Source organism: Duganella fentianensis, from assembly GCF_009857835.1.
Lineage (GTDB): Bacteria > Pseudomonadota > Gammaproteobacteria > Burkholderiales > Burkholderiaceae_D > Rugamonas > Rugamonas fentianensis.
In genome coordinates, this window is the sequence record NZ_WWCL01000001.1 from 689235 (window position 1) to 704139 (window position 14905).

General features: G+C 62.6%; 9 protein-coding genes. All 9 read left to right on the forward strand.

Annotated elements, in window-relative coordinates:
* Positions 1–12 precede the first annotated feature (12 nt).
* Positions 13–2442: a GH92 family glycosyl hydrolase gene (locus GTP23_RS03045; RefSeq protein WP_161033801.1), complete on the forward strand. Its 2430-nt coding sequence runs from the start codon at positions 13–15 to the stop codon at positions 2440–2442.
* Positions 2443–2516: 74 nt separating this feature from the next.
* Positions 2517–3770: a sugar MFS transporter gene (locus GTP23_RS03050; protein WP_371866854.1), complete on the forward strand. Its 1254-nt coding sequence runs from the start codon at positions 2517–2519 to the stop codon at positions 3768–3770.
* Between the two features lie 18 nt (positions 3771–3788).
* The gene (locus GTP23_RS03055) at positions 3789–4889 is read left to right on the forward strand and encodes a carbohydrate-binding family 9-like protein (protein WP_161033803.1); all 1101 of its coding nucleotides are present in this window, start codon (positions 3789–3791) and stop codon (positions 4887–4889) included.
* A 155-nt stretch (positions 4890–5044) separates the two neighbouring features.
* Positions 5045–6037 (forward strand): LacI family DNA-binding transcriptional regulator, encoded by a 993-nt coding sequence (locus GTP23_RS03060; RefSeq protein ID WP_161033804.1) that lies wholly within the window; start codon positions 5045–5047, stop codon positions 6035–6037.
* A 52-nt stretch (positions 6038–6089) separates the two neighbouring features.
* Positions 6090–9041, forward strand: a complete 2952-nt coding sequence (locus tag GTP23_RS03065; RefSeq protein WP_161033805.1) for a GH92 family glycosyl hydrolase — start codon at positions 6090–6092, stop codon at positions 9039–9041.
* 4 nt (positions 9042–9045) lie between these two features.
* Positions 9046–11106 carry a glycoside hydrolase family 97 protein gene (locus GTP23_RS03070; RefSeq protein WP_202411900.1) on the forward strand — a complete coding sequence of 687 codons (2061 nt, stop codon included), beginning with the start codon at positions 9046–9048 and terminating at the stop codon, positions 11104–11106.
* 111 nt (positions 11107–11217) lie between these two features.
* The gene (locus GTP23_RS03075) at positions 11218–13029 is read left to right on the forward strand and encodes a CIA30 family protein (protein ID WP_161033807.1); all 1812 of its coding nucleotides are present in this window, start codon (positions 11218–11220) and stop codon (positions 13027–13029) included.
* 19 nt (positions 13030–13048) lie between these two features.
* On the forward strand, positions 13049–14170 hold the full coding sequence (locus GTP23_RS03080; protein ID WP_229255982.1) for a sensor histidine kinase: 1122 nt from the start codon (positions 13049–13051) through the stop codon (positions 14168–14170).
* Positions 14167–14781, forward strand: a complete 615-nt coding sequence (locus GTP23_RS03085; protein WP_308494785.1) for a response regulator transcription factor — start codon at positions 14167–14169, stop codon at positions 14779–14781. Before GTP23_RS03080 ends, GTP23_RS03085 begins: the two co-directional genes overlap by 4 nt.
* Positions 14782–14905: the final 124 nt, after the last annotated feature.

The window sequence follows — 14905 nt, forward strand, 5'->3', positions numbered from 1 at the left end:
GAGCGCGCACAGATGACACTCATCACATTAAGCCGTGGCCTGCGCTGCGTCGGGTTCGTGCTGGCAGCCAGTGCGCTGCCCCAGTTTGCGCTGGCCGCTATGCAGGCCGGCAGCATGCCGGTGAATACCTTCATCGGCACTCAGGACGAAGGCAATACCTTCCCCGGTGCCTCGGCGCCGTTCGGCATGATACAGATCAGCCCCACTGGCGAGCATTACGCTGGCTGGCGCTATAGCGATGCGCGCATCCGTGGCTTCGGTCATTCCTTCCTGTCCGGCGCCGGTTGCTGGGAGCAGGGCGGGCAGGTGTCCGTGCTGCCCGTGACGGGGCGCATAGGTGCCGGCGGCGATATCGATACGGCCAAGCCGGAGAGTTTCGATTATCGCCGCTATGCGGCCGAGTACACGCATGATGGCGAAGTGGGACAGGCTGGCTACTACAAGGTACAGCTGACCAGCTATGGCGGCATTACCGCCGAAGCGACAGCACTGACGCGCGCCGCAGCCGAGCGCTATACCTTCGCGGCCGGTATCAAGGATGGCCATCTGCTGGTCAATCTCGGACAGGCCAACGAACGTCACGCGGTGGTGGGCAGCGAGCTGCGCGTGCTTGATGACCATAGCATCGAAGGCAAGGTGGTTACCAAGAGCTTCTGTGGCGGCGCGCAATACACTACATGGTTCCGTATGGTGTTCGACCAGCCTTTCGTGGCCCATGGCATCTGGGACGATCAGGGTGGCAAGGCCGGCGTGAACGGTCCTAGCCAGCAGGGTGAAGCGCGCCCACATGGCGCGTGGTTCAGCTTCGATCTGAAGTCCGGCCGCAGCGTTACGGCAGTCAGCGCCATTTCGCACGTGGATGCTGCAGGCGCCCGCATCAATCTGCAGGCCGAAGGCATGGCCGCTGGTCGCCCTGTGAGTTTTGATGCCATGCGCACCCGGGCCCAGGCCAACTGGCAGCGCGAACTGGCGCGTGTACGTATCGAAGGCGGCAGCCAGGATGACCGCACCGTGTTCTACACGGCGCTGTATCACACATTGCTGCAGCCGCTGACGGGTAATGATGCCGACGGCCGCTATCGCGGTTACGATAGTGCGATTCATACGGCCAGAGACTGGACCTATTACGAATTCTTCTCGCTGTGGGATACCTACCGCGCGCAGAACCAGATGCTGGCCTTGCTGTATCCGCAGCGGGCACGCGACATCGCCAGTTCCGTGCTGAAAATACGCGAGCAGGGTGGCTGGCTGCCTCGCTGGGGCTACGCCAACTTCGAAACCAATATCATGACCGGTGATCCGGTCACGCCATTCCTCGTCGACCTGTGGCGCTACGGTGCGCTGAAGGGACGCGAGAAAGAAGCCTACGCAGCCTTGCGTGAGAATGCTTTCGGCGTGCCGCCAAATGGTATCCGTGCGCAGGGACGTGCCGGTAACGAAAACTATATGCGGCAGGGCTATGTGCAGTACGACCGCGGCTTTGTCTCCAAAGGCATGGACGTCGATCCGCACCATGGTGCTTCGGCCACGCTGGAATACGCGCTGGCGGACGGCGCACTGGCAATCATGGCGAAGGCACTGGGACAGCAGAGCGATGCCGCTACGCTGGCGCAGCGCGCCCTGAACTGGCGCAAGATCTGGGATGCCAGCGTCAAAGATAGCGGCACCGGACTGCAAGGCTTCCCCCGTCCCCGTCTGATGGATGGTAGCTGGTTCAGCGAACTGACGGGCGGTTACGATCCGCGCAGCGACCGTGGCTTCCACGAAGGGACAGCATGGCAGTACCAGTGGCTGGTGCAGCAGGATGTACCGGGTCTGGTCGCCGCCATGGGCGGCCAGAAGGAAGCACTGCGCCGACTCGATCTGTTCTTCGATTACGATGCCGTGCAGGCCGATGCCGCAGCAGTGCGCAAGTCGTGGGTAGTCGGGCCGTACAGCTATTACAGCCAGTTCCGTTACAACCCCAATAACGAACCCGATCTGCACACGCCGTGGATGTACACCCTGATGGGGCAGCCGTGGAAAACCACCACCGTGCTGCGGGCGGCGGAAACCCTGTTCGGCAATAGCCCCGGCGGCGTGACGGGTAACGATGATCTGGGCACCATGTCGGCCTGGTATCTGTTCAGCGCACTGGGGATGTATCCCGATGCACCGGGCAGCGGCCGGTTCCTGCTGCATGCACCGCGCTTTGCCAAGGCCGAAATCGATCTGCCTCAGGGCCGCATGCTCAGTATCAGCGCGCCAGCCGCAGTGGCGGGAGAGCGCCGCTTTGTGGAGAGTGTGCGCTGGAGCGGTCAGCCGCAGCAGCGTGTCTGGCTGGACTGGGAGCAGATACAGGCAGGTGGCACGCTGGATTACAGCCTGACGCCGCAAGCCGGCAGCAACTGGGGCACCCGCGCACGTGATCTGCCCAAAGCCCCTGCCGGTATTGCGCCCTGAACGGCCGGGGTGGAAAGGCACCGCCAGCCAGCAAAGATAACAAGCATAACAACACGAGACGACAGGAGTCCATGATGGAACATATATCGCAGCGCGCGCCGCTGCAGCACACGCAGGCCAGTACCGGCAATACGGGACCGCTAATCATCATTACCACGCTGTTCTTCATGTGGGGGCTGCTCACGGCACTCAATGATGTGCTGATTCCCCACCTGAAGGCACTGTACACGCTGAACTATGTGCAGGCCATGCTGGTGCAGTTCTGCTTCTTCGGTGCCTACTTCCTCGTCTCGCTGCCGGCCGGTATGCTGATCAAAAAAATCGGTTACCAGAACGGCGCCGTGGCGGGGCTGGTGATCGCCGCAGCCGGCTGTGCACTGTTCTATCCGGCGTCGATGAGCGGTTACGCCCTGTTCCTGCTGGGCTTCTTCGTACTGGCTGCCGGTATCACCATCCTGCAGGTGGCAGCCAATCCCTATGTCACCGTGCTCGGAGATGCCCGCACGGCCTCCAGCCGCCTGACCCTGACGCAGGCCTTCAATTCGCTGGGTACCACGGTAGCGCCTACCCTGGGCGGCATTCTGATCCTGTCCAGTGATGTAACAGACCGCGCGGCGCAGGCGGCCAGCGTGCAGGGGCCGTATCTGGCGCTGGCCGGTGCCTTGCTGCTGCTGGCACTGATGTTCGCTTTTGCCCGCCTGCCGCGCATAGCTTACGTGGATGACGCTGCGCCGCTGGCTGCTACTGGCAAGGCATCGGCACTGTCCCATCCGCAACTGGTGATGGGCGCCATCGGCATATTCCTGTATGTGGGCGGCGAGGTCAGTATCGGCAGCTTCCTGATTAACTTCCTCGGCGAGCCGGATATCGCCAGCCTGCCAGCAGATACGGCTGCGCACTATGTCAGCTACTACTGGGGCGGCGCCATGGTAGGCCGCTTCATCGGCTTCCTGGTGATGCGCTATATCAGTCCGGGCAAGACGCTGGCCTTCAATGCGGCTGCTTCGATGGCGCTGATACTGGTCGCCATCTTCGGTCATGGCCAGACGGCGATGTGGGCGATACTGGCGGTTGGCCTGTGCAATTCCATCATGTTCCCGACCATCTTCAGCATGGCGCTGTACCGCCTCGGCAATCTGACGGGACAGGCTTCCGGCATACTCTGCATGGCCATCGTGGGCGGCGCCATCGTACCGTTCGCACAGGGGCTGCTGGCCGATTCCATCGGTCTGCAACTCTCTTTCCTGATGCCGCTGCTCTGCTATGCCTTTGTGCTGTACTTCGGTGTGAAATATGCCGGCCTGTATAGCGCGGGCGAGCAGTCCTGAGGCATGCGGACAGTCGCCATGCGGATACTGAAACCTGTGTTCGCCCTCTGCACTGCGCTGGCGGGGGCGGGCGCCTATGCCCAGCTGGCGGCGGTGGCCCATCCCGCCATCGCCTTCCAGCCGCGCAACTACATAGCTTATCGCAGCACCACGCCGCCGCAGATCGATGGTCTACTGGAGGAAGCCGACTGGCAGAAGGCCGAGTGGACGGAAGACTTTGTCGATATCGAAGGCAGCAGCAGGCCGGTGCCGCGTTTCCGTACCCGCGCCAAGATGCTGTGGGACGACGAGTATCTGTATTTCGCCGTGGAGATGGAAGAGCCGGACCTATGGGCCACGCTGAGCGAGCGCGATAGCGTGATCTATCACGATAACGATATCGAACTGTTCATCGATCCCGAAGGCAGCACGCACCGCTACATGGAACTGGAAATCAACCAGCACGGCACGGCATGGGATCTGCTGCTGACCAAGCCTTATCGCGATGGCGCGCGCGTGGCCTATACGGGCTGGGATATGCACGGCCTGAAAATCGGCCGCCAGTTGCGCGGTACGCTGAACCAGCCCGGCGACAGGGATCAGGGCTGGACCGTCGAGGTGGCGATACCGTGGCGTGCGCTGCGCGAAAGCCACGACGCCGTGCTGCGTCCGCAAGCGGGCGAGCAGTGGCGTCTGAATTTTTCGCGGGTGGAGTGGCAGACCAGCAGTGCCGATGGGCGCTACCGCAAATTGACCGACGCCGCCACCGGCAAGCCGCTGGCGGAGGACAACTGGGTCTGGTCGCCGCAGGGCGTGATCAATATGCATTACCCCGAAATGTGGGGCGTGGTGCAGTTTTCCGGCCACAGCGTAGGCGGTGCGCGTGATACCTGGCGTGCCGATCCCGCGCAGGCGGCGCGCTGGGCGCTGCGTGAAGTGTATTACGCCCAGCGCAGCTATTTCACTAGACATCAGCGCTTTGCCTCCAGCCTGCAGCAACTGGGGCTGAAGCTGGCGCCGGTGGCGGCTTATGTCTGGCCGCCCCGCATGGACGCAACGCCGTATCAGTTCTCGGCCCGTCTGCAGGCGCGCGACAGGAAATCCGTGCTGCAGATAGACCACGATGGTCTGCTGCACTGAGAGGAACGCTGGTTTTGTTTAGTAAATTCCCGATAAACTCGCGATCCGTGGTTGCGCCGGCGCTTGCCGATGCAGAGGCCATGGCTATACTGACAGGCATAGCAGCCCGCAGAGGCGCAGATTGCAGGGGTTTAGTAAATACGGGAGCGAGACATATGAGCATTACCATCCGCGATATCGCCAAAGCCACAGGGCTTTCCAGTGGCACCATTTCGCGCGCATTGAAGAATGAAGGCGGCCTGACGGAAGAAACCCGCCGCATGGTGGTGGAAAAGGCCCGCAGCATGGGCTACGACATGGGGCGGCTGCGCCAGAAGAAGCTGCGCCGCCTGACCTTTTTGCTGCACCGCCAGCACAACAATATGTCCAGCAGCCCGTTCTACACACCGGTGCTGCATGGCGCAGCAGAGGCCTGCCGCAAGCACGGCATCATTCTGTCCTTTACGGCCGTGGGGCCTGCGGATGGCGTCGTCGAGCAGATCCGCCTGCATCAGTCGGATGCCATCCTGTGCGCCGGTTACTTCGAGCCGGAACTGCTGGCCGTGCTGCGCAGCATAGGCAAGCCGCTGGTGCTGATCGATATGAAGCTGGGCGGTTACACTTCGGCCAATCCGGACAATATGATGGGAGGCTACCTGGCTGCGCGCCATCTGCTCGATATCGGCCGCGAGCGCATCGGCTTCATCTCCGGCTCGCTGGCCCACTTCAGTATCCGCGAACGGGCGCGCGGCTTCCGGCAGGCGCTGTTCAATGCCGGCGTGCTGGCCGACCCTCGGCTGGAAGTGATGATGCAGGAGGGCGTGGAACTGGAAGCGGCCGCGCGCGAAGCCATGGAAACGCTGCTGGCCTTACCCCATCCGCCCGATGCGGTGTTCTGCTATAACGACGCGGCTGCGCTGGTAGCGTTGGATACCTGCATGCGCGCCGGCCTCAAGGTGCCCTACGATATCAGCATAGTCGGCTTCGACGACATTGCCGCCGCTGCCCATGCGCGCCGGCCACTGACCACCCTCAGTGTGGACAAAAGTGCGCTCGGTGCGCTCGGGGTGGAACTGCTGCTCAACGGTGAAACGGAAGAAGTGATAGAGCGGGTGCTGCCGGTGAATCTGGTGGTGCGCGAGAGTACCGTCTGCCGACCGAATAACTAGCCGTAAAAATAGTTGTAGCTGCGCCCACTACCATCAGAAAGGGACGTTCTCCATGTTATATCGCTCCATCATGCTCGCCGCAGCATGGGCCGCTGCATTGTCTGTTGTCTCTGCACCCGTCTTTGCCGCACCTGCTGCGGCACCGTCCGATCTGGCGCGTTACGTCAACCCTATGGTGGGTACAGGCGGCCATGGTCACACCTTCCCCGGGCCGACGTTACCGTTCGGGATGATACAACCGGGCCCCGATACCCGCCTGACGGGCTGGGATGGCAGTAGCGGCTACCACGATAGCGACCGCGTGGTGTATGGCTTCAGCCATACCCATCTCTCCGGTACGGGCGTGTCGGATTACGGCGACGTCCTGCTGCTGCCGGCTACAGGCAAGGTGAAGTGGGTCAGCGGCTACCGCTACAAGGGCGAGGACCCGCTGCCGTTCGATGCCAGCGGCTATGGCAGCCAGTTCGATAAAGCCAGCGAACGGGCCGAAGCCGGCTACTACGGCGTAACGCTGAAGGATTACGGCATCAAGGCCGAGATTACCACTACCTTGCGCACGGCACTGCACCGCTGGACTTTTGCGCGGGCCGAGCAGGCCCACGTCATGCTCGATCTGTCGCACCGTGGCGAACTGCTGGCTTCCGGCCTGAATGTCATCGATGACTACACTGTCGCAGGCTGGCGCCGCACCAAAGCGTGGGCGGCACATCGTCCGGTGTATTTCATCATCCGTTTCGATCATCCATTCAAACGCGTTACGGGGCCGATCGGGCAGGAGCAGATCAAGGCGGCGCTAGCTTTCGATCTGAAGGCGGGCGAAGTGCTGCAGGCGCAGGTGGGTATTTCGGCAGTAGATAGTCAGGGCGCTGCTGCCAACCTGGCGGCCGAGCAGAAGGGCTTTGCCTTCGAGCGCGTGCGCCAGCAGGCGCGCGCTGCATGGAATCGCCAGCTGGGCCGCATCGAAGTGGAGGGCAGTAGCGAGAAGGATAAGCGGGTGTTCTACACGGCGCTGTATCACAGCTTCGTGCAACCGAATACTTTTCAGGATGTCGATGGACGCTACTACGGGCGCGATGGACGCGTACATCAGTCGCGTGACGGTACGCGCTATTCGGTGTTCTCGCTATGGGATACCTTCCGCGCCGCGCACCCGCTGTACAGCATCGTCGAGCGGCGCCGCAGCGCAGACTTCATCAAGACCTTTATCGCACAGTTTAAGGAAGGGGGCCGGCTGCCCGTTTGGGAATTGTGGGGTAACGAGACCGACTGCATGATCGCCTACCATGTGGTGAGCGTGATTGCCGATGCCTATGCCAAGGGCATACGGAACTTTGATGCCAGAGCCGCGCTGGAAGCCATGGTGAAGACGGCTGAAGTGGATAAATACGGCCTGACGACCTATCGCAAACAGGGCTATCTGCAGGGCGACGAGGAAGCTGAAAGCGTCTCCAAGACGTTGGAATATGCCTATGACGACTGGTGTATTGCCGTACTGGCGACAGCGCTGGGCGAAAAAGAGATTGCGCAGCGCTTTGCTGCCCGGGCCGAAGGCTGGCGCAATCTGATCGATGAAAAAGGCCATGTCCACCCCCGTGCCAAGGGGCGCTGGATGGAAGGCTATGATCCGGCCGAAGTGAGCGTCAACTTCACGGAAGCGAACGGCTGGCAGTATGGTTTCTTCGTTCCGCACAATATCGCAGGCTTTATCGCGCGTGTGGGTGGCAATGAGAAGTTCCTGCAGCTGCTGGACGACTGCTTCAATGCGCAGCAGGGGCTGAGCGGGCGCCATCAGGTCGATATCACGGGGCTGGTGGGGCAGTATGCGCATGGTAATGAACCGAGTCACCACATGGCCTATCTGTATGCCTTCGGCGGCCAGCCGTGGAAAACGCAGGCACTGGTCAAGCGTCTGATGGACGAAATGTATGACGACACGCCCGATGGTCTGGCCGGTAACGAAGATTGCGGACAGATGAGTGCATGGTATGTGATGAGCGCACTGGGGCTGTATTCCGTCACGCCCGGCCAGCCGGATTACGTGATCGGCACGCCGCGCTTCCGGCGTGCCACCATCCATCTGGAAAATGGCAAGCGTTTCACCATACGTGCCGATGGTAGCGGTCCGTATGTGCAGGGTGCAAAGCTGAACGGCAAGCCATGGAGCCCTGTCTGGTTATCGCATACGGCCATCATGCAGGGCGGTGAACTGCGCTTCAGCATGGCCGCTACGCCGTCGCAATGGGGCAGCGCCGTGGCCGACCGCCCCCGCACCGGACAGGTGCAGACGGCGGAAGCAGTGGTGCTGGCACCGGTCGCCAGCGGGCCCTATCGTTTCAAGGAGTCGGCTGTACTGGATGCGCAGGCGCTGGAAGCGGTGGATGCCATCCATTACAGCACCGACGGCACTGTGCCGGATGCGGCCAGCCCGCGCTGGCAAGGGCCGTTGACGGTACAGGCCAGCACCATGCTGAAACTGCGCGCACGGCGTGGTCAGTACTGGAGCCCTGTAACGGAAGCACCTGCCGTAAAACTGAGCGAACAGCTGAAGATCGCCCTCAGGTACGCGCCCAACCCGCAGTATGCAGCCGGCGGTGCAGCCGCGCTGGTTGATGGCATCCGTGGCGGTAATGACTTCCGTCTGGGTGGCTGGCTGGGTTTCTACGGAACCGATCTGGATGGCGTGATCGACCTGGGCGAACCGCGGGCGCTTAAGCGGGTGGCCGTCAACTTCCTGCAGGACCAGAACAGCTGGATCTTCATGCCCAGGGCACTGGAAGTGGAAGCCAGTAGCGACGGCAAGCTGTGGTTTGCACTGGGCAGCGCGGCGAACCAGGTGGATGAACATGCCGATGGCAGTATCATCCGTGAGCTGGCGGTTGCGGCGGACGGTAAAGTGGCGCGCTATGTGCGGGTAAGAGGCGTGGCACCCGTCTGGTGTCCGGACTGGCACAAAGGGCAGGGCAACCGTAGCTTTATTTTTGCTGATGAAATCACTGTGGAGTAAGACGATGCGTAGTGAGCTGCAATCGAATAAACCGGGTAGGGCTCTGCTGCTGGCCGTCATGGCGCTGGTCTGTGCTCAGGCGCAGGGCAGGGAAGTCAGCGTCAGTTCGCCCGATGGCAAGCTGACCGTGATCGTCAGCGATGAACACGGCACGCCGGATTACCGTGTCCGGTATGCGGGCAAGGAAATCATGCCGGCGGCGCGCCTCGGTCTGGTGCTGCGTGACGGGCCGGAACTGGGCGAAGGCTATACCATAGCCGCCAGCCGCACGGCCGATAAGGACGAGACGTGGCAGCAGCCTTGGGGCGAGCGCCGGCTGGTGCGGGACCATCATCGCGAACTGCTGGTGGAACTGGCGCGTGGCGGAAAAACGCCGCGCAAGTTTGCGCTGCGCCTGCGCGTGTTCGACGATGGTCTGGGCTTCCGTTACGAGGTGCCGCGCCAGCGCGGTGTCGAGCAGGTGGAGATTACCGATGAACGCACCGAGTTCCGCTTTGCCGACAGTGGCAAGGCGCGCGCCTGGTGGATCCCTGCGCGCTACTGGCGCAGCTACGAAGCGCTGTACCAGAAAACTGCGCTGCATGATGCACCGCATGTCGAGACGCCGTTTACGGTGCGTCTGGCCAGCGGCGTGCATCTGGCGCTGCATGAAGCGGCGCTGACCAACTACGCGTCTATGACGCTGAACCAGCGCCGCGAAGGCGTTTTCAAGGCCGACCTGACGCCGTGGTCGGACGGCAGCAAGGTAAAACTGCGCGCACCGTTCAATACGCCATGGCGCACCGTGCAGGTGGCGCCCGATGCGGCAGGGCTGCTGAATTCCGATCTGATCCTCAACCTCAATGAGCCGAACAAGCTAGGCGATGTGTCGTGGGTCAAGCCCGGTAAATATGTGGGCATCTGGTGGGGCATGCATTTGTGGCAGAAGACCTGGGCATCGGGTGACAAGCACGGTGCCACCACGGCTGAAGTGAAGCGCTATATGGACTTCGCCGCCAAATACGGCTTTACCGGCGTACTGGCCGAGGGCTGGAATGTGGGCTGGGACGGCGACTGGCCGGACAACGGCGAGAAGTTCAAATTCTCCCAGCCCTATCCGGACTTCGATATGGCCGCCGTGGCAGCCTACGGCCGCAGCAAAGGCGTAAAGCTGATTGGCCACCACGAGACTTCGGGTGCCGTGAGCCACTATGCCAGCCAGATGGGCGCTGCCTATGACTATGCGCGCGCCAACAATATCGACACCATCAAGACGGGCTATGTGGCAGACAACGAGCGTATAAAACGCATCGACGCAACGGGGCAGGTGCGCTACGAGTGGCACGACGGCCAGTTCATGGCGGCCGAGTATCTGCGCTCGGTAACGGAGGCGGCCAGGCGCCACATCGCCATCGATACCCACGAGCCGATCAAGGATACCGGCCTGCGCCGCACCTATCCCAACTGGCTGTCGCGCGAAGGCGCGCGCGGGCAGGAATACAACGCCTGGGGCTATCCTCCCAATCCGCCCGAACACACGGCGATACTGCCCTACACCCGCATGCTGTCCGGCCCATTCGACTACACTCCCGGTATCTTCAATCTGGAGCCGAACGGTAAAGGCCACGAGAACCGCGTGCGTTCCACGCTGGCCAAGGAACTCTCGCTCTACGTGGTGCTGTACTCGCCGGTACAGATGGCGGCAGACCTGATCGAGAACTACGAGGCCCGTCCCGACGCTTTCCAGTTCATCGCCGATGTGCCGACCGACTGGGAGCAGAGCCGTGCGCTGGCCGGCGAAGTGGGCGAATACGTGGTCATGGCACGCCAGCAGCGTGGCGGTGCGGACTGGTATCTGGGTGCGCTGACCAACGAGCATGCGCGCGATGTGCAGTTCAAGCTGGATTTCCTCGATCCGCAGCGGCGCTATCAGGCGCAGATCTACCGCGACGGTGCAGCAGCCAACTGGGAGACCGCACCTTACGATATGGTGATCGAGCAGCGCGAGGTACGTGCCGGTGATGTACTGGCGTTGCATCTGGCAGCCGGTGGCGGCGCGGCGATCCGCTTCAAGGCACTGGATTAGCGCTGTGCATAAGCCGACATGACAATTGTCATGTCGAACTCATGTTAATTGCTTCTTTTGCAGCATTGCAGTCTTCGGCACACTGGTGCCATACCTACACCGGAGATTGCAATGAAACCTGTACTGAGCAAACTGCTGCTGGCCTGTGGCCTCGCCCTTTCCCTGCCGGCGCTGGCCGACACCTGGCTGATCCGCGACGCGCGAGTGTTTGATGGCGAGCAGCTGCACGCGCGCCGCTCGGTGCTGGTCCGGGATGAAAAAATCGTTGACGCGGATTTTCGCGGCGCAGCGCCACCCGATGCGCGCATCGTGGAAGGCGCTGGCCGTACCCTGCTACCGGGCCTGATCGACGCCCATGTCCACGCCTTCCAGCAGTTCGAGCTGCCGCTGCTATTCGGCGTCACCACCCAGCTCGACATGTTCACCAGCGTCAGCGTGCTGCAGGATATGAACGACAGGATGCGGCGCCACGATAACCGCACGCGGGCCGATGTCATCTCCGCCGGCACGCTGGTAACGGCCCCCGATGGCCACGGCACCGAATACGGTATGACCATCCCCACGCTGACCCGGCCGGAAGATGCACAGAGTTTTGTCGATGCCCGCATTGCGGAAGGTTCGCACTTCATCAAGATCGTGATGGAAGATGGTGGCAACAGATTCAAGTTCAAAACGCTCGATCTGGCGACTGTGCGCGCCGTGATCGCTGCTGCACATAAGCGCGGCAAACTCGCCGTGGTCCACATCGGCAATCTCGCTAACGCCCGTGCCGCGCTGGAAGCGGGCGCCGATGGTCTGGCGCACCTGTTTGTGGGACGTGGCCTGAGCGAAGCCGAGGTGCAGGACTTCGTGCAATTGGCGCGTGAAAAGCGAGCGTTCATCGTTCCCACCCTGAGTGTGCTGGAAAGTGTGGCGGGGCTGCACGCCGATGAGTTGCTGGCCGATGCCGGGCTGACGGCGCTGCTGACCAATGAAGAACTGGCGCCACTGAAGGTGAATTTTGGCCAGCAGCCGGTGGCGGCCGTCATGACCTCGCCGCGTCAGCTGGTTGCGGCGCTGGCCAGGGCAGGTGTGCCGCTGCTGGCCGGAACGGATGCCGGCAACCCGGGCACCCAGTATGGCATCAGCCTGCTGCATGAAGTGGCCGCGCTGGCGCAGGCCGGCCTGACGCCGGTACAGGCGCTGGCCGCCGCGACTTCGGCACCGGCCCGGGCTTTCCGGCTGCAGGACAGGGGCCGCATCGCCAATGGCTACAAGGCCGACCTCGTGCTGGTACAGGGCGATGCGGCCAGCGACGTGACAGCGTTGCATCACATCGTCGAAGTCTGGAAAGACGGTACGGTACTGACGGAAGCGCGTCAGGCCAAGCAGCAGCAGGTTGCGCAGGCATTACAGCAACGCCAGCAAGGCTATGCAGCCCTGCCGGACGGCGGGCGGATCAGCCAGTTCACGCCCGAACATCTGGGCAGTGCGCTGGGCATGGGCTGGATGGCGTCTTCCGACCAGATGATGGGCGGCCAGTCGCAGGTAGACCTGAAAGTGCTGGAGGCGGAAGCAGACGGCCAGCGGCCGCTGGATATCCGCGCCAGAGTGGCCACAGGTTTTGCATTCCCGTGGGCTGGCGTAGCCTACATGCCCGGTGCGCAGCCACTGCAGCCGGCTGACCTGCGCGCCGCCAAGGTGCTGCGCTTCCGCGTCAAAGGCGATGGCCAGCGCTATGTAGTGGCCATGCTGTCCAGCGGCAGCCGGATTCCCGTTAATGTGGGCTTTGCCACCAGCGACAGCTGGCAGGAGGTGGCGCTGCGTCTGGAGGAGTTCCGTGGTGTAGACTTCGGGGCCGTCACCATGATAGCGTTCAATGCGGGGCCGCGGGCGGGCGACTATCAGTTCCAGCTCGCCGATGTGCGGCTGGTAAGCCAATAAACGGAGCAAACGCGCAGTGATGAAGTCTATACGGGAAATGCTGATGCGCGGCTGGCGTGCCGCATGGGTGCCGCCAGCGATGGGCAAAGCACCCTATGTGTGGACTTTCTCGCTGCTGTTCATGGTGTGGAAGTATTACTTCATACCGCCCACGGTGCTGGAACTGGTGCTGCTGCTCGTGTCCGTGCCGCTGTTCCTGCTCATCTACTTCAATAGCCTGTGGCATAACAATCTGGCGGTGGTGCCCCATCTGCTAGGCGTGGTGCTGATCGGATTGCTGTGGGCACCGTGGAATCCCGGTGCCAGCTGCTTTTTCATTTTCGCGTCCAGCATGTGTGCCCGCTTCGAACGCGGGCGCCATGCCTATGCCGCCATCGTGCTGGTCGTGGCCAGTGCCGTGCTGGCCGGCCATGTGCTGCAGCTGAAGCAGAGCTTCATGCTGCCGGTGCTGATCTTCGGCCTGCCTATCGGTATTGCCAGCGTCATGGAGGGCAAGGTGTGGCGCTCGCGCGAGCAGCTGTTGCGCAAGCAGGAAGAGGTGGCCTATCTGGCGCGGATAGCCGAGCGTGAACGCATATCGCGCGACATGCACGATCTGCTGGGCCACACGCTATCGCTGATTACGCTCAAGGCGGAGCTGGCGGGTAAGCTGCTGGAGCGTGATGTAGCCGCCTGCCGCAACGAAATCCGCGATATTGAACAGAGCGCCCGCACGGCCTTGTCCGAAGTGCGGGCTGCGGTCAGCGGCATGCGCCAGAGCGGCTTTGCCCACGAGCTGGCGATAGCCCGCGCCACGCTGGCCGCAGCGCAGATAGGGTTGCGCGAACAGCTGGCCAGCTGCGAGATGCCTGCCGTGGCGGAAAATGTGCTGGCGCTGGCTTTGCGCGAAGCCGTGACCAATATACTGCGGCACGGTCAGGCCACGGAATGCATGGTGAACCTGCAGCTGGCAGGGGCTATGCTGACCTTGCAGGTGCGCGATAACGGCCGCAGTCTGGCCGATGGCAGCATGCCGGAATTCGGCAATGGTTTGCGCGGTATGCAGGAGCGGGTGGCGGCACTGGGTGGGCGTCTGCTACTGCGGGTGGAGCGCGGGGTGACGCTGGAAGTGGCGCTGCCGGTGGGAGGAGTCGGTTTATGACGGCGATGATCCGTATCGTGATTGCGGAAGATCAGGCCTTGCTGCTGGGCGCACTGGTGGCGCTACTGAGGCTGGAAGGCGATATCGAAGTGGTGGGGCGTGCCAGTAACGGGCAGGAGGCGCTGGCGCTGTGCCAGTCGCTGCGGCCCGATGTGCTGCTGACCGATATCGAAATGCCATTGATGACAGGGCTGGAACTGGCGGCAGCACTGGCCGGGCAGGGCCTGCCTACCCGGGTCATGATCGTGACCACCTTTGCCCGCAGCGGTTATCTGCGGCGGGCACTGGCAGCCGGCGTGCGTGGCTATCTGCTCAAGGATGCTCCGGCCGAAACGCTGGCGGCGGCGATCCGCAGTGTGCATGCCGGCGGGCGTGCCATCGCGCCCGAACTGGCGCTGGAGAGCTGGAGTGGCCAGCAGGACCCCTTAAATGAACGCGAGCGGCAGGTGCTGCGGCTGGCCGGCGAGGGCAAAAGCAGCAGCGAGATCGCGCGCCTGCTGCATCTGTCCGAGGGGACGGTACGGAATTACCTGTCGGAGGCGATCAGCAAGCTCGCTGCCAGTAACCGGGTCGAGGCTTTCCGGCTGGCGCGTGACGCCGGCTGGCTATAGGACGGCGGGCCTGCGTGGCGCACCGCTGTTGTGTGAATGTCGCGCCGGTGTGGCGTGCAGGCAGGAGCTTTACCCTCCGCTTGCTTGCATGAGGGCGGCATCGGCTACAATGGTTTAGCCGTCT

Excerpts from the sequence above, each read along its gene's own strand:
- GTP23_RS03060 (WP_161033804.1), top strand. The coding sequence starts at position 5,045 with ATGAGCATTACCATCCGCGATATCGCCAAAGCCACAGGGCTTTCCAGT.
- GTP23_RS03050 (WP_371866854.1), top strand. The coding sequence starts at position 2,517 with ATGGAACATATATCGCAGCGCGCGCCGCTGCAGCACACGCAGGCCAGT.
- GTP23_RS03065 (WP_161033805.1), top strand. The coding sequence starts at position 6,090 with ATGTTATATCGCTCCATCATGCTCGCCGCAGCATGGGCCGCTGCATTG.
- GTP23_RS03045 (WP_161033801.1), top strand. The coding sequence starts at position 13 with ATGACACTCATCACATTAAGCCGTGGCCTGCGCTGCGTCGGGTTCGTG.
- GTP23_RS03085 (WP_308494785.1), top strand. The coding sequence starts at position 14,167 with ATGACGGCGATGATCCGTATCGTGATTGCGGAAGATCAGGCCTTGCTG.
- GTP23_RS03080 (WP_229255982.1), top strand. The coding sequence starts at position 13,049 with ATGAAGTCTATACGGGAAATGCTGATGCGCGGCTGGCGTGCCGCATGG.
- GTP23_RS03070 (WP_202411900.1), top strand. The coding sequence starts at position 9,046 with ATGCGTAGTGAGCTGCAATCGAATAAACCGGGTAGGGCTCTGCTGCTG.
- GTP23_RS03075 (WP_161033807.1), top strand. The coding sequence starts at position 11,218 with ATGAAACCTGTACTGAGCAAACTGCTGCTGGCCTGTGGCCTCGCCCTT.
- GTP23_RS03055 (WP_161033803.1), top strand. The coding sequence starts at position 3,789 with ATGCGGATACTGAAACCTGTGTTCGCCCTCTGCACTGCGCTGGCGGGG.